Source organism: Elizabethkingia miricola, from assembly GCF_001675285.1.
Classification (GTDB): Bacteria; Bacteroidota; Bacteroidia; order Flavobacteriales; family Weeksellaceae; genus Elizabethkingia; species Elizabethkingia miricola.
The window spans coordinates 555,130-579,713 of the sequence record NZ_LSGQ01000001.1 but is presented as its reverse complement, the minus strand read 5'-3'; the positions used below and the strand labels follow the sequence as shown (position 1 = coordinate 579,713).

Sequence of the window (24,584 nt, the reverse complement as noted above, 5' to 3'; positions counted from 1 at the left end):
AATTTAAAACAATAAAAGATAAAAAGGTATTTTATTATGAACACAAAAACAGATTATATCGGAGCTATGGTAGCTGAGGATTTCAGAACAGCAGCTGTATTCAAAAAATATGGAATAGACTTCTGCTGTAAAGGTGGCAGAACAATCGCAGATGCTTGTGAGAAAAAGGGTATAAATGAACAAAAGATCTATGAAGAAATAGAGAATCTGCCTAAAAGCGGAGGGACTAATATTGATTTTACTTCATGGCCTCTGGATTTATTAGCAGATTATGTAGAAAAAACACATCACCGCTATGTAGAAGAAAAAACACCGGTTTTACAGGCATTTTTGGATAAGCTTTGTAAGGTGCACGGGGACAGGCATCCGGAACTTTTTGAAATTCGTGAGTTGTTTAATGAGTCTGCGAAGGACCTTGCAGCCCACATGAAGAAAGAAGAGCTTATCCTTTTCCCTTTTGTTCGCAATATGATTAAAGCACAGCAGACTGGTGAAGCTCTACGACAACCGCATTTCGGAACAGTAGAGAATCCTGTGAATATGATGCAGCATGAGCATGCGGTAGAAGGAGAACGATTTGAAAAAATAGCAAAACTAACGGATGGGTATACACCTCCTGCAGATGCCTGTAATACATATAAAGTAGCATTTGCAATGTTACAGGATTTTGAAAATGATCTGCATACTCACATTCATCTCGAAAATAATATACTGTTCCCTAAATCTATCCATTTGGAAAAAGATTTTAGTGCATAATAACCGGAAAATAAAAAACACATGACACCTAAAAAACTATGGACCTGGCTGGCTGCTGTAATCATCGCTTCTTTTGCGGTACTTATATACTACGGTGTAGATATCTACCGCAAAATACCGCCGATTCCGGAAAAAGTAATAACCACAGAAGGGCAGGTATTGTATACCGGACAAGATGTAAAAGACGGACAGAATGTATGGCAGTCTATTGGCGGGCAGACAGTAGGAAGCATCTGGGGGCACGGAGCTTATATTGCCCCGGACTGGACAGCAGATTACCTCCATCGGGAAGCTGTATTACTGCTGGATGAACTGGCCAAAAAAGATAATAAAGTCTATCACAATCTACCAGATGAAGAGCAGGCCAGATATAAGATTTTGTTACAGAAAGAATTACGGACGAATACTTTTGATGAAGCTTCTAATACGATTGTAATTTCTCCGGAACGGGCAAAAGTACAACGCGAGCTCGCAGCTTATTATGAGAAACTCTTTATGGGAGATCCTTCGATGAATAAACTAAGAGATGCATATGCTATCCCTGTAAATACTGTTAAGGATATCGGGCGTATGGAAAAGATGAATGCCTTTTTTGCATGGAGCACATGGGTGTGTATTACCAGCCGTCCTGGGGATAATGTTACTTATACCAACAATTGGCCGCATGATGAGCTGGTAGGAAATACGCCGCCAAGTTCATTGCATATGTGGTCCGGATTCAGCATACTTATGCTATTAGCCTGTCTGGGGATTTTAGTATTGTACCATGCCCGAAACAAAGAAGAAGAAATAAAAGAGGAATTACCTTTGGAAGACCCTTTGCGTAATATGAAACCTACACCTTCGATGAAAGCAACCCTGAAATACATCTGGGTAGTAGCACTCTTAATTTTGGTACAGATGTTAGCCGGAGTAGTAACAGCACATTATGGAGTAGAAGGAAGTGCATTTTATGGTATTCCACTGGATCAGTATTTACCACAATCTGTATCGCGAAGCTGGCATGTTCAGCTGGCTATTTTCTGGATTGCCACCTCCTGGCTGGCAACAGGATTATACATAGCTCCGGCTGTTTCCGGATATGAACCGAAATATCAGAAATTGGGAGTTAATGTATTATTTGGGGCTCTACTTATTGTAGTACTGGGCTCTCTTACCGGACAATGGCTGGGTGTAATGCAGAAATTAGGGCTTGTGGATAACTTTTTATGGGGACATCAGGGTTATGAATATATAGAACTTGGCAGAATATGGCAGATTCTATTATTAGTAGGATTGGTGTTGTGGCTTATATTAATGCTGAGAGCGTTGATGCCTGCGTTGAAAAAGAAAGACGAAAACCGCCACATGCTTACACTCTTTGTTCTGGCATCAGTAGCGATAGCTATGTTCTATGGGGCAGGATTGATGTACGGGAGACAAACGCATATGGCAATTGCCGAGTATTGGAGATGGTGGGTAGTTCACCTTTGGGTAGAAGGTTTTTTTGAAGTATTTGCTACAGTGGTAGCTGCATTCTTGTTTACCAGATTAGGCTTGCTGAGAATGAAATCTGCGACCAATGCGGTATTGTTTTCTACTATTATCTTTTTAGCAGGAGGTATTTTGGGGACATTCCATCATTTATATTTTTCGGCAACACCTACAGCTGTTCTGGCATTAGGAGCAACTTTCAGTGCTTTGGAAATTGTACCGCTGGTGCTTATCGGTTACGAGGCTTATCACAATTACCAGCTTAGCAAATCTACCAAATGGATCAAAGCTTACAAATGGCCAATATATTGTTTCATTGCAATGTGTTTCTGGAATTTTCTGGGAGCCGGAATATTTGGTTTTGCTATTAATCCGCCCATTGCATTATACTATATACAAGGGCTGAATACGACGGCTGTTCATGGGCATGCAGCATTGTTTGGTGTATATGGGATACTGGGTATAGGACTTATGATGTTTATGCTTAGAGGGCTATATCCGGAGCGACAATGGAACGACAAACTGATAAGCTGGGCATTCTGGCTTACGAATATAGGTTTGCTGGTAATGGTTACAATAAGTCTTTTACCTATCGGGATTATGCAGTCGGTAGCTTCTATTAAAGAAGGTTATTGGTATGCACGTTCTGCTGAATTTATGCAGACGGATATAATGCATTTTCTACGCTGGATGCGTGTCCCGGGAGACATCCTGCTGGCACTTGGAGAGTTGTTACTGGTTATATTTATTATAGGGCTGAAGTTCGGGTGGTCGTTAAAAGAGAAAAGATAAACGTACTGAATCAAATCTTCAGAGCAGGAATGCTCTGAAGATTTTTATAAAAACATATCGTATGAAACGTAATGAAAATATAGTATTGTTGTCACGCGACCACCATTTTGGACTACTGTGTGCATGGAAGATACGTCAGGGATTAAAAAAAGAAGCTGAAATTGAACGCATAAAGAATTATGTACAATACTTCTGGGCTTCTCATCTTAAGGAACACTTTCGGGAAGAAGAAGAAATTTTGTTTCCTTATGCTAATGATGAAATGGCTGATCAGATCAGAAGAGAGCATCAGTTAATCAAAACTCTTGCTTCTGATATTGAAACAACTGTAAGCACTGAGTTATTAACAGCTTTTGCAGATGCTCTGGAACAGCACATCCGCTTTGAAGAGCGGACGTGGTTTCCTCATTTAGAAGAGATTTTGGATACCCAGACACTGGAAGAAATAGGAAAGGCTTTAGATCTTATTCATGAAACAGAAGCCGATACCTATCATGATGAATTCTGGAAATAATATTTTCAGAATCTGGTATTCCCGGAAGGATCAATATATAAACATTTGCTTCTATGGCATTAGGATTTATTTTTCAGAAAGTTTAACATCAGTTCATTTAGTTTCTCAGGCTGTTCAAACGGAATATAATGTGTAGCATTTGGGATGATAGCCAATTCTGAGTTGCGGATAAGTTTGTGGATAAGTCTGGTATGCTCATCTTTAATTACATCATCACTTCCGGCAACTACCAGGACAGGATTGGTAATAAGGCTGAGTTGATTAGATTTAATATCCGGATGATTCAGCATAAGCTGTATTAGCCGCTGATTGGTTTTAGGATCATTGCCTGCTACTTGTTTTTTGAGTTGCTCAATTAATGTTTCTTTTACACCTGCGGGATTCATATTGGCACCAATAGTAACAATACGGTTAACCATTTCCGGATGTTCATAGTTAAAAATTAAAGCTGTATTACCACCGTCACTCCAACCAATAATATCAACCTGCTCCAGATTAAGACTTTTGATAACCTGATACAAATCTGAAGCGAACTTTTCGTAGCTATAGGCGTCTTGTGTAAGATCTGTACTTCTTCCCTGACCTCTTGTATCTACAGCGATTACGCGATAATTCTTGGCAAAAAAGGGAATTTGTTTAGAGAAATCAGAAATACTTCCATTATTTCCATGCAAAAGGATCAAAGGCTGCCCTTTTCCGTATTCTTCATAATAGATTTTAGCATCTTTCAGATCTATATATTTTCCTTCTTTATTTTTACCATATACTGTTTTCTGTGCAGTTTTTTTATGTTCATAATAACTGATAAGAGCTTTGGTATCTGTATCATTATTGTTATCCGTTTCCTGTTCTTCGGTAATATCTTTTTCTCCTTTAGCTTTATCATAACGAATATCGAGATTGGTAATAAAACTTCCTTCACTAGCTTCCCAATTTCCCTGGCTTTGGTATCTGAAAAGCAGATTTTTTGAAAGAGACTTTTTAGCAGAAACACCAAATACGAAATCTATATCTGGCAACGCTTTATGATCTACCAATTGCAGAGTAACTGCTATTTTGTCCAGATTATTGAAGTTTAATTTATATTCCGACAGGTCAATTTTCTGCCAGCCTGTAGTTGAGGTTTTGTAGATAACATTTTCCTGTAAAAGAGATCGGTCCGGTTCATTGTTTTTTACACTGTAAATATTTAGTTTCATTGTTATCTGTTCAAATTTTGAACTTGGGATAATGTAGAAATTGTAAGCAACTAGCCTTGTCTTTTGGTATACAGCAAAAATATTGCCCTGTTCTATAGTGGGAACATTCTGATTGAACATTTTAGAGAAAGTAAGGAAGGGACGGGATTTTTGACCAATTGTTTTTTCTTTCAACTTCTTAGCGCCCATTACAACAGTTTCAATGTTAGTAACTTTGTAATCCATCACAATATTGCTGTTGGTTTTTAAATCATTTGCAGGAATACTTTTGTCTGAATATCCGGCTGCAGCGAAGATAATTTCCTTATTCTTGGCTTCATCAGGGATCTCAAGTTTGTAATTCCCATTCCCGTCAGTAATAGTTCCGGTTTTGGAATCTTTTATTCCTATTGAACAATAAGGGATTGTTTTGTTGTCCTGATTTTTCACAGTTCCTGTAATAGCGGACTGGGCATGAGCACTGATACTCAATAAAGATAGTAGTGTTATACATCCAAATTTGTACATGTTTCTATGGTATTTTAGATATATGACACCGTATAGTGAAAAAAGTTTCACCAGATTTTAAACTTTAACTATTCTTAACTAAAATGAAATGTATTGTATTTTAAAAAAAAGTATGCAGAATAATTATTCTGTGTAACGTTTGGTTTATTTGGTTACTAACTAAGTAGAAAATTAACCATGGGATTGAAAGAAAAGGAATTTTTAGAAAAAATTGAAAAGCATAAAGGCATGATTTTCAAAATTTCTAAAATGTACCTGGAAAATCAGGAAGATCGTGAAGATCTGTTTCAGGAGATTATTCTTCAGCTTTGGAAATCTTATCAGGCTTTTGAAGGTAAAAGTCAGTTTTCCACATGGCTGTACAGAGTTAGTCTGAATACGGCAATTACATTTTTGAAACGGGATAAAAAAAGGACGGATAAAAATGAACTGCACGAAAATATAGATATAGAAGACGAACAGAATACCGATAAAGAACTGCAAACTGAATTTCTCTATAAGGCAGTACAGGAATTAAATCCTATAGAAAAAGCGCTGATATTTTTGTTTCTGGAAGGACAAAATCATAAACAAATCTCTGAAAATATGGGAATTACAGAAGTAAATGCACGTGTTAAGCTTAACAGAACTAAAGAAAAATTACAACAAATAATTAAAAACTACGGTTATGAATTTTGATAAACTACAGGAACAATGGAAGAGTGAGCCGCAGAATATTCCGGAGATTCCGAAAGAACTAGATAAAATAAAAGAAGCGCATAATCCTATAGATAAGGTACGGAGCAACATGAAGAAAGAGCTGATTGTACAGTCTGTGCTTATTATTGCTGTAGCTTTTTTTCCTTTCCTGAATATTGGGAAATGGGACAGTCAGCTCATAACAATGTTTGTTATTTTCTACGTACTTATGGTGGGGTTTATGCTGTATTACGGACTGAAATTTTACCGTTTTTATAAAGAAAGTTATAACCTGGCTTATGATAGCAGGAAAAACCTGATGTGGTTTTCTTATGAATTGCGATTGTTTATAGAATTATACAGAGCACTTACTTTTATTATGATGTTTTTGGGAATGGCATTTGGGCTTTATTGGGGAACTCATCATAAAGAACCTTCAGAGCATATTCATTTAGATCAGGATAATTATCTGAAGTTGCTGGGAATAGTATTGTTGGTAATGGTGGCTTTACTTGGATTTATCGTAACATTTGCAGAGGTATTTATTCGCATGGCCTATGGAAGATATCTGAAACAAATTAATAAGATTTTGGCCCAGCTGGATGAAATTTAAGACATAAAGAAAGCAGCCTGATAAATTGATCAGGCTGCTTTTTATTTAATCGTCCAGATTTCCGCCAAGTGCTTTGAATAAAAGAACATTGTTTCGGGTATTCTGATGCTGAAATTCCAGTAAATCTAATTCAGCCTGTAGCTTATTCTTCTGAGAGTTGATTAGTTCCAGATAATTGGCATATCCTGTAACATATAAATCGTTGGATACTTCAATTCCTCTTTCCAGGAAGCCTACTTCTTCAGATTTTAATTTTAAAACTTTTTCATAAATCTTAGTTTGCTTTAAAATTGACTGAAGCTCATTATATGCTGTAGTAATACTCTTCTGATAATTAAGGAAAGCGATTTCCTGTTCTTTGTCAGCGACATTGAACTCATGCTTTAGCTGACCTTTGTTGAATATAGGAACAACCAATCCGCCTAAAAGTTGAGCTGCTAATGAACTGGGTTTAAATAATGACTCTGCAGAAAATGAATTAAAACCTATACCTGCACCAATATCTATACGGGGATAAAATGCTGCTTTTGCAGCTTTTGCATCGGCATGTGTCGCTTCCAGTACATAATAATTTGAAGCAACATCCGGTCGGGAATGGATAATATTTTTTACATCTATAGATTTATTGAGAATATCCATATTGCTTGTTATAAGTACTTTGCTACGCTTTACTTCGCCGCCGTAAGATCCGGTAAGTGTCATTACAGCCTGTTCCACTGCTACGATTTCAGCTTTAATGTGCTCTACTTCTGCCAGCCAGTTGTTGTTTTGCGCTCTGAACTGTTGTACAGCCAGTTCGGTTGCTTTTCCTACTGCACGTTGTGCCGTAATAATTTCGAAAGCGCGTTGCTGGAGCTGATAGTTTTGTTTATAAATTGTTAGTTTATGATCCAGCGCTACAAGTTGATAATATAAATTGGCAATATCTGTAAACAATTCTACCTGTAGCAAACGCAAGCCTTCTGTGGAAGCCAGGTATCTTTTCTGTGCTGCTATCTTTTTATTTTTCAGTTTTCCCCATGCATCTATTTCCCAGCTGCTTCTTGCGCCCAGCCAGTAATTGGGGGTAAAATCACGATTGATTTTCTGCTCATCTGTAATATTAGGAGAGAGGTTGGTATCGTAGTTACCAACACCCTCCATTGTATATTTACCATAATGATCTCCGGACACGGATGCACCAATATCCAGAGAAGGCAGTAAATCCATTTTCGATCTTCTGAGGAAACTGTTCGCAATTTCTACACGCTGCTGTGCAATCTGAAAATCGGGATTGGCATTAACAGCCTGATCGAACAACTCAATTAAAGCCTGATCATTGAAATAAGTCTTTATGTTCACCGGCTTAAATTCTGTTTGCTGATCTTTTCCAGTCGGCAGAATATTTACGGGTAATGCCGGTGCTTTTTTTATTTCAGAAACCTGCGGAGTAGTACATGAGTTTAGCCCCAGCACTACAAGAGGAATGTATATAATTTTATGAAACTTTTTGTTCATCTTTCTTCTTGTTTTCTAGTTTGGCAAAAAATATGTAAAGTCCGGGGATAATGACCAATCCAAAGATGGTTCCGATAAGCATACCACCAGCTGCTGCAATACCAATGGAACGGTTTCCTGTGGCACCTGCACCTGTTGCAATACATAGCGGAATAAGTCCGGCTACAAACGCAAAAGACGTCATAAGGATCGGACGAAGACGCTGACGGGCTCCTTCGATGGCTGCAGGAATAATGTCATAACCTTCCTTATTTCGAGCTATAGCGAATTCCACAATCAAAATGGCATTCTTGGCAAGTAATCCAATCAGCATGACGAGTGCAACCTGTGCATAAATATTATTGTCCAAGCCGACCAAAACCAAAGCAATATAAGATCCGAAAATACCTGTTGGTAAACTCAGAAGTACCGGCATGGGGAGAAGGAAACTTTCGTATTGTGCAGCAAGCAGCAGATAAACAAATAACAGACAGATTCCGAATATATATACCGTTTGATTACCGGAGAGAATTTCTTCCCGGGTCATACCAGACCATTCGATATCGAAACCTCTTGGAAGTGTTTCTGCTGCTACACGTTCCACAGCTGCAATAGCATCTCCGGAGCTGTAGCCCTCAGCAGGCTCACCATTGATCATTGCAGACATGTACATATTGTATCGGGTAAGAACTTCTGGTCCGTATACTCGTTCTATCGTAATAAATGTAGAGAACGGAACCATTTCACCTGCATCGTTTTTCAGGTAAAGATTCAGAATACTTTCCGGAGTGTCACGGTGTTCCGGGCTTGCCTGTACCATTACCTTGTACATCTGACTGAAACGAATGAAGTTGGTCGCATAGTATGATCCGAGCATAGTTTGCAGAGTAGACATCGCATTATCAACAGAAACTCCCTTTTTAGCAGCCATATCATAATCGACATGGATCATATATTGTGGAAAAGTAGCGTCGAAACTGGTAAAGCTATTCTGAATTTCAGGAGCTTCATTTAGTTTTTTAATAAATTCCTTAGTGACTTTGTCAGTATTGACAATATCTCCGCCCGAACGATCTAATAATCGAAGTTCAAAACCACTGGTGTTACCAAATCCCGGAACTGTAGGTGGTGCAAAAATTTCGATCTGCGCATCGGAAATACCTTTTGTTTTCTTGGATAGTTCTGCAATGAATTCGTTAACAGAGATATTCCGGTCTTTCCAGTCCTTCAGGTTAATCATGGCCATACCATAAGATGCACCTGCAATTTCCGTAACAATGCTGTATCCGGCAAGAGTTGTTACGTTTTCTACACCCTCAATTTTCTTAGCAATTTCGGTAACTTCATCCAGAACTTTTTCAGTTCTTTCCACTGTTGCGCCTTGTGGGGTTGTTACACTTACATAAGCCATTCCCTGATCCTCCATTGGGATAAATCCGCCTGGTAAAAATTTGGATGTAGCCCACGTAAGACCGATAAACAGGAATAGTAGCCCGAAAGTTACCGTTGTCCTTGTGGCGAATTTGGAAAGTACATTCGTATAGCCTTTGGTTAGTTTATCAAATCCATTGTTAAATTGCTGAAAGAGTTTATCCACAATATTTTTCTTTTTATTGTGGTCGTGTGGTTTCAGGATAATAGCACAAAGTGCCGGTGTTAGTGTTAATGCATTAACTCCTGAGATTACAATGCTAATCGCCAATGTCAAAGAGAACTGTCTGTAGAAAACACCTACGGGACCGTCCAGAAACGCTACAGGAATAAATACTGCGGACATTACAATTGTAATAGCGACTACAGCACCTGCAATTTCCTTTGTTGCAGTAATAGTAGCATCCAGAGGGCTGAGACCTTCTTCCATTTTAACATGGACAGCTTCAACAACGACGATGGCATTATCCACTACAATACCAATGGCCAGAACCAGTGCAAATAATGTTAGTAAGTTGATTGAGAAATCCAGTGTCTGCATAAATGCGAATGTTCCGATTAGGGCAACAGGTACAGCCAGAACCGGTATTAATGTGGAACGCCAGTCCTGCAAAAAGATAAAAACTACAATTCCTACAAGGATGAAGGCTTCAATCAATGTATGCAATACCGAGTCTATGGATGCATCCAAAAATCGGGATACATCGTAAGCCATGTTGTATTCCATACCTGGAGGGAAAGAGGTTTCTTTCAGCTCCGCCATTTTTGCTTTTACGTTTTTAATAACCTCCGAAGCATTGGAGCCCGGACGCTGTTTCATCATAATCGAAGCAGATGGTCTTCCATCTGTTTTGGATACCATTCCGTAGTTCATGGCGCCAAATTCTACTTTGGCAATATCCTTTAATTTTAGGATTGTACCGTTGGCGTCCGAACGGATTGGTACCTCCTCATATTGTTTAGGATCAAAGAATTTTCCGGTATATTTTATAACATACTGCAGCTGACTGGATGTCTTTCCGGATGTTTCTCCTACTTTTCCGGGAGCGGCGGCAATATTCTGTTTTTGCAAAGAAGTAATGACTTCATCTGCGGAAATATGGTAGGCTGCCATTTTCTGAGGGTCCAGCCATACCCGCATGGAGTATTCTTTCTGACCCATGATCTCTGCACGGCCTACACCATCAATACGTTTTAGCTCCTGCAGGATATTGATATCCGTGAAGTTATAAATAAATTGCTCATCCTGACTTTCGTCCTTACTGGTGATGTTAAGGTACATCAGCATACTGTTTACCTCTTTTTCAGTCGTTACCCCTGCACGGATAACTTCCTCCGGTAGTTCATCGAGAACAGTGGTTACCCTGTTCTGTACGTTAACAGCTGCTACATCGGGATCTGTTCCTACTTCAAAGAAAACCTGAATAAGGGTTAATCCGTCATTGGAAGTTACTGTCGACATATACGTCATCCCGGGTACACCATTGATGGCTCTTTCCAATGGAAGGGCAACTGCGTTAGCGGATACTTCGGCATTGGCACCTGTATATCTTGCTGTTACAGTTACAGAAGGAGGGACGATATCCGGAAATTGGGTAATGGGTAATTTTAATAAAGCCATTATACCCAACAGGACAATAATTATAGAGATTACGAGCGAAAGAACCTTTCGCCTGATAAACATTTCTACCATTTCTAGTTGATTTTATAGGTTATGAAAGGATGTTAATAAGTCTTTTTTACGCGGATAGATTCACCATCTCTTAACGACTGTGTACCTTCATAAACGATAATATCACCAGCTTTTAGTCCGCTGTCTACAATATAAGAGTCTCTAAGCGTTGTACCGATGCTGATATTCCTCATTTTGACTTTATTCTGTGAATCAACTATAAAAACATAGGTTTTATCCTGAATAGAAAATGTAGATTTTTGCGGAATAAGTATAGCATCCGGCTGGTCTTCTGAAATAATAAGTTTTCCAGAGGTACCATGTTTGATGAGGTGGTCAGGATTTGGAAAAGATACTTTGTATCTGATAGATCCTGTAGCTTTGTCAATTTCGCCCTCAGCAGTTCTTAGTGTTCCGTTGTATTGGTATTTAATTCCGTTTGGCAGCATTAACTCGATTTTCTGATGAGCTCCTATCTTGTCATTAGCCAGCATCTCGAAATACTTGTTTTCAGGAATAGAAAAATATGCATAGATTTCATTAAGCTGGGATAATGTTGTAAGGAGAGAACCATTTTCTACAAGACTCCCTTCTTTATAAGGAATGACGTCTATAACTCCATCGAAAGGTGCTACAATGTTGGTAAAGCTTATTTTCTGCAAAACAGTTTTACGCTCAGCATCGGCATAAGCTAATTTGGCTCTTGCGGAAGAAAGTTTAGCTTTTACCATTTCCAGTTCATTGCTAGCAACAAACTTTTTGTCGTAAAGGCTCTGAATTTGTTTTACCTCTACTTCGGCAATGCGTACGTCTGCTTCCGCTTGTTTCAGGCTGGCATTAGATTTTAAAAGTTCCATTTGTAATTCGGCATCGTTAATTTTAAACAGACGCTGACCTTGCTTTACAAACTGCCCTTCATTGACAGGTATATATTGCATAATTCCTGCAATCCTGGAATGTATCTCTACATTTTTCTTTGCCTGAATATCGGTTACAAACTGGTTGCTTACTAAGGTGTCTTTTTTGGTGATTCTTAATACGGGTACATTTTTTACTTCTTTGTTTCCAGCGTCTTTGGCTTTACTACATGAAGCAATAAGTAATACTGTAACAATACAGATTATTACATGTTTTAAATACATTGTTAAATATTTTAGTTGAAAAGTGAATTTTATAAAATTGATTATAAGTTACTTATCGCTAAAATAACTGGAGCAAATGTAAAAAGGATTTAACCGAACATTTGATGTGGATCGGAAGATCTGTAACATAAACCTTCTTACCAATTTTAGAAGGAACTAAAAGGCTGTAAAAATAGGAATCGTCATAGAATACTTTTTTCAGAACATGAATTGTTCTGCCAGATACAAGTATACTATTGTCCGTATCCTCACCTATGTCTATGGTGTGAACAACGATACTGTCGTATGTATAGGAGATATTCTTAGCAGTGGAATTTGTCCAGTCATTGCTAAAAATACTTATAAAGGACAGTAAAAATAATAAGATGTATGAATTTATATTCTTCATATTAAATTCACTCAGTCGTATAACTATTAGTTTCAGCAGCAAAAGTAGTGAGTTTATTTTAATTTACCAGAATAAGTAAAAAGCTGTACAGAATTTACTTTGGCTTTTTCTGGCTTATAGAGCATTCTGTCGGGGATTTACAGGAGTGTAATTATTTTATTGAAATATATCATGTTCAAATACAGCATACCAGAATTTAAATAATTGCAAAAAAAATGCACTGTTTTGTTTTTTGAAGTTAAAAGTGAAAATAATTCGCGAAATTTAATAATATATTTAAAATATACTTTGTATTACTGGAGATCCCTGATTGATATATTTACAATTAGAGCTTATCTTAAAATTTGATAATATCAATTTTAGATCATATATGAAATTATTTTGTAAAATAATTTTTCATTTAATTGTTTTATTGTTTTTACTATTTATATTTATTGCTTATGTTGATATTTGAAAAATATGGTTTTTAGCTGTATTTAAACTAAATAAATGAATTTAGGAGTGAAATCAGTAAGTGATAATCGTAAAACTTATGCATAATTGTACAGATTTAGATATATGAAATAGATTTTATACACTTCTGTATTTGCCTGTTATTAGCTATTGTTTAATCTTTTTGCAAAAAAAATGCATTTAATTGCAAAAAAAATGCTTTGTGTGTAAAAAATTTATATACATTTGGTTTTATATTAAAAAACTAAAAAATAGCTATGAAGAAAATATTGTTTTTAACATTTATTGGAGGAATGGCATATATGGTGAAGGCAAATGAACTGGTCGTAAAAAAATATGCAACAGAGCGTGGACTTATCCAAACAGGGGTTACGGGAAGAGTCATTAATCAGGAAAATAATACACCTATAGCAGGTGCAAGTGTTTATGCTAAAAGTAATCCTGAAATAAAGACGCTTACGGATGAAAAAGGAAATTTTGTATTGAACCTGCCTGAGGGTGAAACGCATGTAGTGGTAAGTGCTGATGGATATACGACTTTGGAATACAGGGCTGATGCCGGAAATGAATTACTTGTTAAACTGAAATCATCTGAAAATGTAATAGAGCAGGTTGTAATTACAGCTTTGGGTGTAAAAAAGGTAGGTAAGTCTGTTACTTATGCTATTACAGAGCTTAAAGGAGATCAGTTTGATAAAGCCAAAGAAACAAATGTTGCTAATGCGCTGACTGGTAAGATTGCCGGTGTGAATGTAAGCAGTACAGCGACCGGTCCAAATGGTTCGAGCAGAGTAGTTATAAGAGGTAATGGCTCGCTGAATGGTAACAACCAGCCAATGTATGTAGTGAATGATTTGCCTATTGATAATACCCAGCTCAATCTTCCCGTTATTGGCAATGGTGCAAATCTTACCAGAATAAATGTGGACAGAGGCGACGGTACTGCGGTGATTAATCCGGATGATATACAGAGTATAACAGTTCTGAAAGGAGGTACTGCCGCTGCGTTGTATGGTGCTAATGCTGCAAATGGTGTAATCCTTATCAATACAAAGAGAGGGGCACCACAAAAAGGAATCGGAATAGATTATAATACATCCTTTACACTGGAAAATGTGGCTATTGTACCAGACTGGCAGTACGAATACGGAGCAGGAGATAAAGGTAAAAAACCACTTACGCAGTCTGAAGCTGTTAGTACAGGGCGCTGGTCATGGGGGGCTAAGATGGATGGAAGTGATGTTATTCAGTTTGATGGAGTAAAAAGGCCTTACAGTCCGCAGAAAAATAATATCCGTAATTTCTACAGAACAGGAAATACGTTTACCAATTCGGTTGCTTTGTCTGGTGGAACTGAAAAGGCAGCAGGCCGTCTTTCTCTTTCCAATATGGATAATAAAAGTATTGTTCCGAATGCTGATTTTAACAGAAAGACAATTAATATAGCAGGTAATGTTAATCTTACGAACTGGTTGAAATTTGATGTTGTAGCACAATATAACATCGAAAAGTCTAACAACAGACCTACGGTATCTGATGCAGAAGCTAATCCTAACTGGGGTGCTTACATGATAGCCAATACTGTTGATATAAGAAATTTGGCTCCCGGATACGATGCGAACGGAATGGAAGTAGCCTGGAATCCTGTTCCTATAGCAACCAACCCACAGTATGTGATCAATAAAATAAAAAATAACGATACCAAGAATCGTTTTATCGGGATGTTGAATGTGAAATTGAATTTTACACCTGATTTGTTTTTGGTAGGGCGTGTAGGACAGGACTATACCAATTATAACTTCACGGGATATATTCCCAAAACAACACTGAATAATCCTATAGGTTATTTGCAGAGCTCAAAGATGGCTTTGTCTACACTCAATTCAGAAGCAATACTGAACTATACTAAAAAGAATATTTATAAAGATTTTTCACTGAACGCTTTACTGGGAGTCAATTCCCGTACAACCCTCAGGGATGAAACCCGGATAGAAGGTTCCGGATTTATTCTGGATAATGTTTATTCCCTGACCAATCTGTCCACTGTAAGTTATACATATCCTTATGGTAAAACCAAAACCAATTCTGTGTATGGGGCTTTGGATCTGGATTACAAAAATGTATTCTTCTTAAACTTTACAGGACGTCAGGACTGGTTCTCTACGCTGTCCCCAAAAAATAATTCGGTTTTCTATCCTTCTATAGGAACGAGTTTGATTGTATCGGACATCTTTAGAATGCCGAAATGGATTTCGTATGCGAAGTTCCGGAGTTCGTGGGCGCAGGTAGGTGGTGCTACGCCGGATCCATATGCATTGCAGCCTTCTTTTATTTTGTCACAAGGTGGACACAACGGACAGCAACTTCAGGGATATACCAACTACAGAGTACCTAATGCTACTTTAAGTCCGTTAACATCTACAACCTTCGAAATAGGAACAGATTTAGGGTTTTTTAGAAACAGACTGAATGTTGATTTCGCGTGGTATGACCGCTCTACAACTAATGATATTGTGGAAACAACAATTTCTAATTCGTCGGGGGCAACAACTTCATTATTGAATATTGGTAAAATGAGGAACAGAGGGATAGAATTGTTGATTAACAGTAAGGTTTATAAATCTAAAAATTTCTCATGGGATGTTACGCTAAACAGTTCTTATAATAAAAATACAGTAGAGGCGCTTACGGATCAGTTAAATTCTATTTCTATGGCGACTTCAGTAAATGGTTATGCAATAGTAACAAGTGATGTAGGCAGGCCATATAGTATTATAAAAGGCTACAGACCTCTTACGGATGCTAGCGGGAATATTGTTTATAATGTTAGTGGTGGCTCTGCAACTATAGCCAGGGGACCTCTTGAAGAATTAGGGCTGGGAGTGCATCCATGGGGTATAGGATTAAGTAATGACTTTAAATACAAATCGTTTACACTTAGCTTTTTAATAGATGCTAAATTTGGTGGAAGTCTTTTCTCCGGTACAGATTTATACGGAACCAGAATGGGGCTTACAAAACTTACTCTGGAGGGACGTGAAAATGGATTGCCGATAAAAGGAGTAGATGTAAACGGAAAGCCTGTTGATATGGTTATTGCTCCGGAAAATCTGCGTACTTATTATGATGGAATGAGAAACATTACTTCCATGTTTGTTTATGATGCCAGTTTTATAAAACTAAGGCAAGTTGTTATCGGATATAAATTACCTGCTATAAAAAGACTGCCTGCAATAAGAGAGATATCTGTTTCATTTGTTGCCAGAAATCTATTCATTCTTTACAAGAAGACACCTAATATTGACCCGGAATCAGTATTTAGTGCAGGAAATGCGCAAGGTATAGAGCAATTTGGCGTGCCAAGAACCAGAAGTTTCGGATTAAGCTTAAATGTCAAATTGTAAAATTTTCATCACATCTAAATTACATAATATGAATAAGATAATATTATATACGCTGTTTGTACTGTTATGTGTATCGTCCTGTACAAGAGGTTTTGAAGATATCAATACCAATCCTAATTCAGTAGATACTCCCAATCCGGATTTTGTGTTTAGCAAATCTCAATTGGATGGACTGAATAACAACTATTTTTATACTTCTATCCTTCAATGTGGACAAATGATACAGCATTATGCTTCCTATAAAGAAGCGTCGGGAGTTGGAGATAAATACCTGGATAACGAAGTGTATTATTCGGCTTATTTTTCACAGGCTTATCCAAATGCTATAAATCAGGTAACACTGGTGATAAACGAATTGAAAAAAGATCCGAAGAACATTAATAAGCTGAATACGGCTAGAATATGGAAAGTATACCTGTATCATCGTATTACCGATTTATACGGAGATATTCCTTATACAGAAGCAGCAAAAGCATATTCGGATAAAATATTTCTGCCTAAATACGACAGTCAGGAATTAATTTATAAAGATATGCTGAAGGAGCTTGAAGAAGCTGCAACAGCATTGGATGCATCAAAAACCGGATTTGGTAAGGCAGACTTAATTTATGACGGAGATATAAATAAATGGAAGAAATTTGCCTATTCGCTTATGCTTCGTTTAGGAATGAGGTTAACTAAAGCGGACCAGAATCTTTCCAGAGAATGGGTGACTAAAGCAATTAATGGTGGTGTTATTCTGAATAGTGCTGATAATGCAATAATGAAATATACCGATGGGCCAAATGACTTTAACAGAAATCCCTCTGCATTTGATCCTATAAGATGGGACTTTTCCAGAGGATCGAACGGAAGAACAAACAATGAAGGTGGTAAGCTGGGTAAAACTTTTATAGATTTTCTAAAGTCTACAGCGGATCCCAGAATAAGTGTGTATTCCGGAGTATGGGAAGGTTCGGCACAGAACACAGCTCCGGCAGTACAAAAGGGTTTCCCAAATGGGACAAATGTAGCGCCGAGTCCTGCAGAACAGGCAACTTATTCGGAACCTAATCAAAGTACGGTTCTCCGTATGGATGCACCAATGTTATTATTGGGGAATGTTGAGACCCAACTGTATCTTGCAGAAGCTTCTTTGCGCGGATGGTATGGAGAAGCAGCTAAAACACTGTATGAAAAAGCGGTAAAAGCCTCTTTCCTTAATATGGGAATATACGGTGCTTCTTATGCGATAAGTGATGCTGCTCCTTATCTTACGGCTAATCCGTTTAAAGATGCAGGAACGTTTGAAGAGAAAATGAACCAGATACATACCCAATTATGGGTGGGATTATTTGTGGATGAACAGGAAATTTATGCTAACTGGAGGAGAACAGGTTATCCACAGTTGACACCAGTGAATTTCCCCGGAAATGTAACTAATGGGACAATACCAAGACGTATTAAATACCCTACAAGTGAATATTCTGTCAATTCTTCCAATCTTGCAAAAGCAATAGAGCGCCAGGGTAGAGATGTTTTTACAACAAGAATCTGGTGGGATAAATAATAGACGGATAATGAGTATTCTTATTCTTTCATTATGTATTGTTGCACTGACACTGCAAATTGTCAGGTTAAAAATTAATCCTTTTATTGCATTTATTACAACATCTCTGTTGGCGGGGCTTACGTTGGGAATTCCTGTTGATAAACTGGCTGATACTATTCAGAAGGGTTTTGGGGATATGCTGGGGTCTATTACGCTGATCATTATTTTTGGTACGTGTATTGGGAAGCTAACGGTTTCTTCAGGAGCTGCGTCTGTAATTGCGGATACGGTTATGAAGTGGACGGGAGAGAAATATGTGCGACTGGGGCTTATGATAACAGGGTTTATTGTCGGGATACCTTTGTTTTATAGTGTTGGATTTATATTGCTGGTACCTCTTATTTTCTCAGTTGCATATCAGTTTAAGCTGCCTAAGGTTTATATTGCAATTCCTATGCTGGCCTCCTTGTCTGTCGCACACGGATTTTTGCCGCCTCATCCTTCGCCAATGGCTTTAAACAGTATGCTGGATGCGGATGTAGGATTGGTACTTATATACGGAATTATTATAGCGATACCGACTCTTTTTATTGCGGGTTTATTATTCTCCAATACACTGAAAAATATTAAAACTACTGAGACCAGTGCCTTTAATTCTACAATGAATGCATCTGCTATTCAGTCGGAAAAACCAGGATTCGGGATAAGTATTTTTTCTTCATTGTTTCCTGTTTTTGGTCTTAGTGTTACGACGCTGCTGCCTCTGATATGGAAGAACGAATATGTAAACCTGATATGTAAAACAATAGGGGAGCCTGCTATTATCATGCTGTTGTCACTGGTGATATGTACTTATACTTTGGGTATCAGGACGGGCAAGGATATGAAGACTATTATGAGTGAATTTACAGAGGCCATTAAAGATGTTATTCTGATTATACTCATTATCGGCGGTGCCGGTAGCCTGAAAGAAATAATGATGGTCAGTGGTGTTAGTCAGACTATTGTAGAGAGCCTGAGTCAGATTAATGTTCACCCTTACTTGCTGGCATGGTTAATGGCAGCGTTGATAAGAATATGTGTAGGGTCGGCTACAGCTGCAGGCTTAATGACAGCAGGCGTTTTGTTGCCCATGCTCCAAATGAGCAGTCTGGATCCTAATCTTTTGGTACTCGCTATCGGTGCAGGTAGTCTCATGTGCTCTCACGTAAATGACCCCGGATTCTGGTTGTTCAAAGAATACTTTGGAACCAGTATGAAGGATACTGTGAGATCATGGACTGTTATGGAATCTCTGGTTTCTGTACTTGGAATTGTTTTTATTTTTATACTTAATACTATTATACATTAAAAAAATATGATGAATTTGTTACCGCAGGAAAAATTTGAAACACTCGGATTGTCCTTACCTCCGGCTCCTGCGCCGCTGGGAATATACAAACCTTTTTTAGTAGATGGTAAATATCTGTATCTGTCCGGACATGGTCCGGTGCAGGATGATAAATCACTTATCATCGGAAGAATAGGGGAAGATATGGATATAGAGCAGGGGAAACTTGCCGCAAGACAGGTAGGTTTGACAATGTTATCCACAATTGTTACGAATTTCGATAGTCTGAATGCTGTAAAAAGAGTAGTGAAAGTATTCGGTATGGTTAACTGTAGCCAGGATTTTTTGAGGCACCCCTACATCATCAACGGGTGCAGCGATCTTTTTGCAGAAGTGTGGGGAAAAGAGAATGGTATAGGTGTGAGAAGCGCAGTGGGAATGGGGTCATTACCGGATAATATTCCTGTTGAGGTAGAAGCTGTTTTCGAATTGTATTAAATAATTTTTGAATGAAAGATAGTACCTCTTCCATAAAAATAACAACATTTGGTGAATTGCTTCTGAGGATGCAGGTTTCCGGAGGAAACAGATTTACACAGGCTAAAGAACTACAGGTTTATACAGGTGGTGCTGAAGCCAATGTATGTATCTTACTTTCACAATTGGGACTCAATACTCATTATGTTACGAGGTTGCCGGATAATGATCTTTCAAAACTTGCACTGAGTGAGCTTTATAAATACAAGGTTGATACTTCGGACTGCATATTTGGTGGTGAAAGAATGGGATTGTACTTTGTAGAGTCTGGTAACTATATAAGAGCATCACAGGTAATTTACGATCGTAGTAATTCTGCGTTTTCTACTATTCACGAAGATGAAATTAACTGGGATGCTGTATTGGCAGATTCTACCTTATTTCACTGGTCGGGAATTAGCCCCGGAGTTTCTCTTAATGCAGCATTGATGTGCAAGAAAGCGATATTGTCTGCTCACGATAAGAATATTGGTATATCTTCTGATTTTAATTTTCGTTCCAAATTATGGCAATATGGTAAACATTCTTCCGAGATTATGCCGGGATTGCTTTATTACAGTACAATAACAATAGCCGATTTGGATTCAGCTGAAATATATTTTGGAATTACCACGAGTAAGAATGATTCGCATTCCGACAGGTTCCTTAAGGTATATGAGTCTCTGAAAGAAAAAATGCCATACCTGAAGACGCTGGCTATGAGTTTCAGGAGTTCGGAAGATGCAACACAGGTATATTACGGAATGTTGTTACATGAGGGTCAGTTGTATGAATCTAAAAAAGCAAAGCTGCATGTAATTACAGATCAGATAGGTACCGGTGATGCTTTTTGTGCAGGCCTGCTTTACGGTCTTACCAATAGTTTGTCCGGACAGGAAACAATTGATTGGGCAATAGCCTGCGGAGCACTAAAGCAGAGTGTCCCTGGTGATTTTGCCATTATTACTCCAGCGGAAATACAGCATTTTATTAATCACAATTCCAGTAACCGAATTAACAGATAAAGACTTATGTATGATATTTTAAAAGAACAGGGAGTACTCCCTTTGATTACAAAAATTGGAACTGAAACAGCTAAAATATTAGTACAGTCTGCTGCCGATTCAGAAATTAAAATAATAGAGTTTGCAGCCCGATCCGAAGATTCAAAAGAAGTGTTTGCCCAAATGGTGCAGTTCAGAAATGTACGTAACCTGAATGTTAAATTAGCTGTGGGTTCGGTTCTTAGTGCAAAAGATGCAGCAGAGTATCATAAACTTGGTGCTGATTGTATTGTGTGTCCGCATATTGATCCTCAGATTGCGGCTTATTGTAATGAAAATAATCTGTACTGGATTCCGGGGGCAGCAACGTTAAATGAAATTTTATATGCTAACAAACTGGGGGCTGAAATAGTGAAGCTTTTCCCGGCCGATGCAATAGGTGGCGCGAACTATGTGAAAGCAATAAAATCTCCGTTTCCTCAATTGAAATTGATGCCCACAGGCGGAGTCCGTCTGGATGAAGATAATTTAAATGAATGGTTTTCAGCAGGAGTTGTGTGTGTAGGAATTGGATCGCATTTGTTTTCAGCAGAAACTTTGGCTAATCTGAATTATCAGAAAGCACTTGAAGTATTTAAATATTTAAAAGACACGGTACAAAAAATTAAGAATCAGCATGGAACAAAAATGGTGGGAAATAAATCCTGATATCCTTATAGATACCCCTTTTCTGGCAATATATTCAGATCGTGTCCGGTATAATATAGAAACGCTTATCGCATCTGTGAACGGAGATCTGACAAAGTTAAGGCCACATGTAAAAACGCATAAGCTTGGTGAAATTTTGCAATTGTTCAGAGATTATGGAATTGAAAAAGTGAAATGTGCGACGATTCCAGAGGCAGAATTGTGTGCGCTATATAATGTACCTGATATATTATTGGCTTATCAACCAGCTGGTTTATTAAAACAGCATCGCTGGCTGAAGCTATTACAGAATTATCCTGAAATTAGCTTTTCCACTATTGTGGATAACTTTGAAACGGTATTTGAGCTTTCCAAATTGGGACAAGATAATAATCAGACATTCGGAGTCTATATTGATATCAATACAGGGATGAACAGAACAGGTATTGATTTTAAAAGTAACTGGGATGAAGTGATGTGTAAAATTGCAGAACTTTCCAATATTCAGCTTTTAGGAATTCATATTTACGACGGACATCTACATGGTACGGAAGAAGAGAGAGCATACGCTGCACTTGAAGCGTTTGAGATAATTAAAGATAAACTTTATTCAGTTGAGCAAAAACTGAATTATAAACTTAAGATTGTTGCGGGTGGCTCGGGTACATTTCCGTTTTATGCAATTCAGGAAGGGGTGGAATGTAGTCCCGGAACGTTTGTATTCTGGGATACGAATTATCAAATTAATTTGCCAGAGCAGAAATTTCTACCTGCAGCAATAATAGCTGGGACTATTGTTTCCAAGCCAACAGAAAATACTTTATGTATTGACATTGGTTATAAGGCCGTGGCTTCGGAAAATTCACTGGATAAGCGGTTTACAGTTCTTAATGATGTTAATCTTATTCCTGTATCACAGTCTGAGGAACATTTAGTACTTCAAAACAATGGGGGTAAACAATATAATTTAGGTGAAATAATCTATGCGGTTCCTTATCATATATGCCCGACCTGTGCTTTGTATGAAACAGTTCAGGTAGTCAATGCACAACATGATATCTATGATCAGTGGGTAGTACTGGCGCGTAAAAGAAAAATCAATATTTAAACAGAAAACTTATGTTCATATTCGATGCACATCTGGATCTTAGCATGAATGCTATGGAATGGAACCGAGATATTAGAAATAATGTAAACCTACTTCGTCAGCTGGAACAGGGAATGGATGATAAACCAGACAGAGGCCGGGCAACAGTGTCATTCCCTGATCTGCGAAAAGGAAATATTGGTATTGTAGTCGCAACACAAATTGCAAGATTTGTAAAACCAGACAGCCTTATTCCCGGGTGGAACTCTCCGCAACAGGCATGGGCACAGACTCAAGCCCAGATTGCATGGTATAAGTGCATGGAAGAAGAAGGTGAAATTGTTGCTATTACAGACCGGGCATCCCTGCAGAAACATGTTGCACTGTGGAATGACGGGACACCAAATGATGATAAGCCTATTGGTTATATATTGAGTTTGGAAGGTGCAGATTCTATTGTTGATATCTCTTACTTGGAAAAGGCCCATAATTATGGACTGCGAGCTATTGGACCTGCGCATTATGGACCTGGTCGATACGCTAACGGAACTGATTCTACAGGAAAAATGAATAAAAAAGGAATAGAATTGTTAAAAGAAATGGAGCGTCTTAATATTATCCTAGACGCGACTCATTTATGTGACGATGCATTCTGGCAAGCGTTAGATCATTACAATGGTCCTGTCTGGGCAAGTCATAACAACTGTAGGACTTTGGTGAATCATAACAGGCAATATGATGATGAGCAAATTAAAGAACTTATTGCCAGAGGGGCTGTTATAGGAGGAGCTTTAGATGCCTGGATGCTGGTTCCGGACTGGAAGAGAGGTGTATCAACACCTTTGAATATGCAGTGTAATCTGGAAACTGTTTTTAAGCATATGGATCATATCTGTCAGTTGGCCGGAAATGCACTTCATGTAGGTGTAGGTTCTGATCTGGATGGAGCTTTCGGAACCGAACAATGTCCTTATGATCTGGATACTATTGCCGATCTGCAGAAACTGGTTTCTGTATTCAGAGATCATGGCTACTCAGAGAATGATCTCAAAAATATCTTTCATCAAAACTGGATAAATTTTTTGATGAAGAATTGGAGTTAGATAAATGTGAGATTGGGAACTGCATTCTTATAAGGCTGCAGTTTCTCATTATCGACATTAGCTTCAGTAACAACGTAATCTACTTCAGATAGGTCGGCTATTTTCATTTTTAATACTGTATTTAGTTTTTCAGATATGGTGAGAATAGCTACTTTTTGTGATACTTTGATCATCATTTTTTTTACCTGAACTGTATCCCAGTCTGAATCTGAAAAACCTCCTTCTATGTCAAGTGCATTGGTGCCCAGAATCAATAAATCAGCTTTAATACTTCCTAATGTATTATAAACATCACCGCTAATGCACATCTGGCTGTAGGGAGAGATTGCTCCACCTATCATAATTGTTTTAATATTAGGTTTGTCCAGTAATTCTATAGCTGAGGTTACAGAAACAGTGAATATTGTAAGGTGTAAATCATTTGGGATTAAACGGATAAATTCTCTAACTGTAGTACCCCCACCCATTAACAAGACCATGCCGTCGTGTAATAATTCAAGCGTTTTTTGTGCTATAATCTGTTTAGCTTCTCCGGAATAAACCTGAGTGGTAGCAGAAGAGTGATGGTAAGCCTTTGTCATAGCACCACCTTTTATTTTTATAATTAACGATTCTGCTTCCAGTTCGTTAATGTCCCTTCTTATAGTATCCTCAGAAACAAAAAGCTGATTAGAAAGTGTATCAAAACTAACACGGGTGTGCAGGTTAATTTCTTTTAAAATATGTGCTTTTCTTTCTTCTTTGGTATAATTGGCTAAATGATTATTATCCATGTTTTTTTATTACATACAAATTTAAGTAATTCAGACTTGCTGAAAAACACCGATA

General features: G+C 37.9%; 19 protein-coding genes. 13 read left to right on the top strand and 6 right to left on the bottom strand.

All coding sequences use genetic code 11. The features are described 5' to 3' along the window. The first annotated feature begins 36 nt into the window (after positions 1-36). The 3 genes from ric (at position 37) to ATE49_RS02520 (ending at position 3,535) form a co-directional block, all read left to right on the top strand. Positions 37-756, top strand: a complete 720-nt coding sequence (gene ric, locus ATE49_RS02530; RefSeq protein ID WP_065080953.1) for an iron-sulfur cluster repair di-iron protein — start codon at positions 37-39, stop codon at positions 754-756. Positions 757-777: 21 nt separating this feature from the next. Further along, positions 778-3,021: a nitric-oxide reductase large subunit gene (locus ATE49_RS02525; protein ID WP_065080952.1), complete on the top strand. Its 2,244-nt coding sequence runs from the start codon at positions 778-780 to the stop codon at positions 3,019-3,021. A gap of 61 nt (positions 3,022-3,082) precedes the next feature. After that, a complete protein-coding gene (locus ATE49_RS02520; protein WP_021346268.1) occupies positions 3,083-3,535 on the top strand; it encodes a hemerythrin domain-containing protein in 453 nt (150 codons plus the stop codon). 59 nt (positions 3,536-3,594) lie between these two features. On the opposite strand, the gene ATE49_RS02515 is transcribed toward ATE49_RS02520, so the two are convergent. Next, a complete protein-coding gene (locus ATE49_RS02515; RefSeq protein WP_065080951.1) occupies positions 3,595-5,241 on the bottom strand; it encodes an alpha/beta fold hydrolase in 1,647 nt (548 codons plus the stop codon). A 177-nt stretch (positions 5,242-5,418) separates the two neighbouring features. Here ATE49_RS02515 and ATE49_RS02510 point away from each other — a divergent pair, with 177 nt between their 5' ends. Continuing rightward, the gene (locus ATE49_RS02510; protein ID WP_009088782.1) at positions 5,419-5,919 is read left to right on the top strand and encodes an RNA polymerase sigma factor; all 501 of its coding nucleotides are present in this window, start codon (positions 5,419-5,421) and stop codon (positions 5,917-5,919) included. Further along, the gene (locus tag ATE49_RS02505; protein WP_065080950.1) at positions 5,909-6,532 is read left to right on the top strand and encodes a hypothetical protein; all 624 of its coding nucleotides are present in this window, start codon (positions 5,909-5,911) and stop codon (positions 6,530-6,532) included. The genes ATE49_RS02510 and ATE49_RS02505 overlap by 11 nt, the downstream gene beginning before the upstream one ends. A 45-nt stretch (positions 6,533-6,577) precedes the next feature. On the opposite strand, the gene ATE49_RS02500 is transcribed toward ATE49_RS02505, so the two are convergent. From ATE49_RS02500 to ATE49_RS02485, 4 genes are read right to left on the bottom strand one after another with little or no spacing between them, the layout of a single operon-like run. Beyond that, positions 6,578-8,029, bottom strand: coding sequence for a TolC family protein (locus ATE49_RS02500; RefSeq protein ID WP_065080949.1), 1,452 nt, complete (start codon positions 8,027-8,029; stop codon positions 6,578-6,580). Then, positions 8,010-11,132 carry an efflux RND transporter permease subunit gene (locus tag ATE49_RS02495; protein WP_065080948.1) on the bottom strand — a complete coding sequence of 1,041 codons (3,123 nt, stop codon included), beginning with the start codon at positions 11,130-11,132 and terminating at the stop codon, positions 8,010-8,012. The genes ATE49_RS02500 and ATE49_RS02495 overlap by 20 nt, the downstream gene beginning before the upstream one ends. A gap of 32 nt (positions 11,133-11,164) precedes the next feature. Further along, complete coding sequence (locus ATE49_RS02490; RefSeq protein ID WP_065080947.1) at positions 11,165-12,253, bottom strand: efflux RND transporter periplasmic adaptor subunit; 1,089 nt, start codon at positions 12,251-12,253, stop codon at positions 11,165-11,167. A gap of 58 nt (positions 12,254-12,311) precedes the next feature. After that, on the bottom strand, positions 12,312-12,641 hold the full coding sequence (locus ATE49_RS02485; RefSeq protein ID WP_065080946.1) for a hypothetical protein: 330 nt from the start codon (positions 12,639-12,641) through the stop codon (positions 12,312-12,314). Between the two features lie 710 nt (positions 12,642-13,351). On the opposite strand from ATE49_RS02485, the gene ATE49_RS02480 reads away from it, so the two are divergent. From ATE49_RS02480 to ATE49_RS02445, 8 genes are read left to right on the top strand one after another with little or no spacing between them, the layout of a single operon-like run. Continuing rightward, on the top strand, positions 13,352-16,498 hold the full coding sequence (locus ATE49_RS02480) for a SusC/RagA family TonB-linked outer membrane protein (RefSeq protein WP_065080945.1): 3,147 nt from the start codon (positions 13,352-13,354) through the stop codon (positions 16,496-16,498). A 28-nt stretch (positions 16,499-16,526) separates the two neighbouring features. After that, positions 16,527-18,047 carry a SusD/RagB family nutrient-binding outer membrane lipoprotein gene (locus ATE49_RS02475; RefSeq protein WP_065080944.1) on the top strand — a complete coding sequence of 507 codons (1,521 nt, stop codon included), beginning with the start codon at positions 16,527-16,529 and terminating at the stop codon, positions 18,045-18,047. 10 nt (positions 18,048-18,057) lie between these two features. Then, positions 18,058-19,380 (top strand): GntP family permease, encoded by a 1,323-nt coding sequence (locus tag ATE49_RS02470; RefSeq protein ID WP_065080943.1) that lies wholly within the window; start codon positions 18,058-18,060, stop codon positions 19,378-19,380. 9 nt (positions 19,381-19,389) lie between these two features. Next, complete coding sequence (locus ATE49_RS02465) at positions 19,390-19,857, top strand: RidA family protein (RefSeq protein WP_059154767.1); 468 nt, start codon at positions 19,390-19,392, stop codon at positions 19,855-19,857. An 11-nt stretch (positions 19,858-19,868) separates the two neighbouring features. Next, positions 19,869-20,900 (top strand): sugar kinase, encoded by a 1,032-nt coding sequence (locus tag ATE49_RS02460; protein WP_065080942.1) that lies wholly within the window; start codon positions 19,869-19,871, stop codon positions 20,898-20,900. Positions 20,901-20,906: 6 nt separating this feature from the next. Continuing rightward, positions 20,907-21,587 (top strand): bifunctional 4-hydroxy-2-oxoglutarate aldolase/2-dehydro-3-deoxy-phosphogluconate aldolase, encoded by a 681-nt coding sequence (locus ATE49_RS02455; RefSeq protein WP_065080941.1) that lies wholly within the window; start codon positions 20,907-20,909, stop codon positions 21,585-21,587. Next, on the top strand, positions 21,556-22,674 hold the full coding sequence (locus ATE49_RS02450) for a D-TA family PLP-dependent enzyme (protein WP_065080940.1): 1,119 nt from the start codon (positions 21,556-21,558) through the stop codon (positions 22,672-22,674). Before ATE49_RS02455 ends, ATE49_RS02450 begins: the two co-directional genes overlap by 32 nt. Positions 22,675-22,685: 11 nt before the next feature. Next, on the top strand, positions 22,686-23,756 hold the full coding sequence (locus ATE49_RS02445) for a dipeptidase (protein ID WP_065080939.1): 1,071 nt from the start codon (positions 22,686-22,688) through the stop codon (positions 23,754-23,756). Here the strand turns inward: ATE49_RS02445 and ATE49_RS02440 are convergent. After that, positions 23,753-24,529, bottom strand: a complete 777-nt coding sequence (locus ATE49_RS02440) for a DeoR/GlpR family DNA-binding transcription regulator (protein ID WP_065080938.1) — start codon at positions 24,527-24,529, stop codon at positions 23,753-23,755. The two genes, ATE49_RS02445 and ATE49_RS02440, sit on opposite strands and share 4 nt — an antisense overlap. Between the last annotated feature and the right edge of the window lie 55 nt (positions 24,530-24,584).

Excerpts from the sequence above, each read along its gene's own strand:
- ric (WP_065080953.1), top strand. The coding sequence starts at position 37 with ATGAACACAAAAACAGATTATATCGGAGCTATGGTAGCTGAGGATTTC.
- ATE49_RS02525 (WP_065080952.1), top strand. The coding sequence starts at position 778 with ATGACACCTAAAAAACTATGGACCTGGCTGGCTGCTGTAATCATCGCT.
- ATE49_RS02520 (WP_021346268.1), top strand. The coding sequence starts at position 3,083 with ATGAAACGTAATGAAAATATAGTATTGTTGTCACGCGACCACCATTTT.
- ATE49_RS02515 (WP_065080951.1), bottom strand. The coding sequence starts at position 5,241 with ATGTACAAATTTGGATGTATAACACTACTATCTTTATTGAGTATCAGT.
- ATE49_RS02510 (WP_009088782.1), top strand. The coding sequence starts at position 5,419 with ATGGGATTGAAAGAAAAGGAATTTTTAGAAAAAATTGAAAAGCATAAA.
- ATE49_RS02505 (WP_065080950.1), top strand. The coding sequence starts at position 5,909 with ATGAATTTTGATAAACTACAGGAACAATGGAAGAGTGAGCCGCAGAAT.
- ATE49_RS02500 (WP_065080949.1), bottom strand. The coding sequence starts at position 8,029 with ATGAACAAAAAGTTTCATAAAATTATATACATTCCTCTTGTAGTGCTG.
- ATE49_RS02495 (WP_065080948.1), bottom strand. The coding sequence starts at position 11,132 with ATGGTAGAAATGTTTATCAGGCGAAAGGTTCTTTCGCTCGTAATCTCT.
- ATE49_RS02490 (WP_065080947.1), bottom strand. The coding sequence starts at position 12,253 with ATGTATTTAAAACATGTAATAATCTGTATTGTTACAGTATTACTTATT.
- ATE49_RS02485 (WP_065080946.1), bottom strand. The coding sequence starts at position 12,641 with ATGAAGAATATAAATTCATACATCTTATTATTTTTACTGTCCTTTATA.
- ATE49_RS02480 (WP_065080945.1), top strand. The coding sequence starts at position 13,352 with ATGAAGAAAATATTGTTTTTAACATTTATTGGAGGAATGGCATATATG.
- ATE49_RS02475 (WP_065080944.1), top strand. The coding sequence starts at position 16,527 with ATGAATAAGATAATATTATATACGCTGTTTGTACTGTTATGTGTATCG.
- ATE49_RS02470 (WP_065080943.1), top strand. The coding sequence starts at position 18,058 with ATGAGTATTCTTATTCTTTCATTATGTATTGTTGCACTGACACTGCAA.
- ATE49_RS02465 (WP_059154767.1), top strand. The coding sequence starts at position 19,390 with ATGAATTTGTTACCGCAGGAAAAATTTGAAACACTCGGATTGTCCTTA.
- ATE49_RS02460 (WP_065080942.1), top strand. The coding sequence starts at position 19,869 with ATGAAAGATAGTACCTCTTCCATAAAAATAACAACATTTGGTGAATTG.
- ATE49_RS02455 (WP_065080941.1), top strand. The coding sequence starts at position 20,907 with ATGTATGATATTTTAAAAGAACAGGGAGTACTCCCTTTGATTACAAAA.
- ATE49_RS02450 (WP_065080940.1), top strand. The coding sequence starts at position 21,556 with ATGGAACAAAAATGGTGGGAAATAAATCCTGATATCCTTATAGATACC.
- ATE49_RS02445 (WP_065080939.1), top strand. The coding sequence starts at position 22,686 with ATGTTCATATTCGATGCACATCTGGATCTTAGCATGAATGCTATGGAA.
- ATE49_RS02440 (WP_065080938.1), bottom strand. The coding sequence starts at position 24,529 with ATGGATAATAATCATTTAGCCAATTATACCAAAGAAGAAAGAAAAGCA.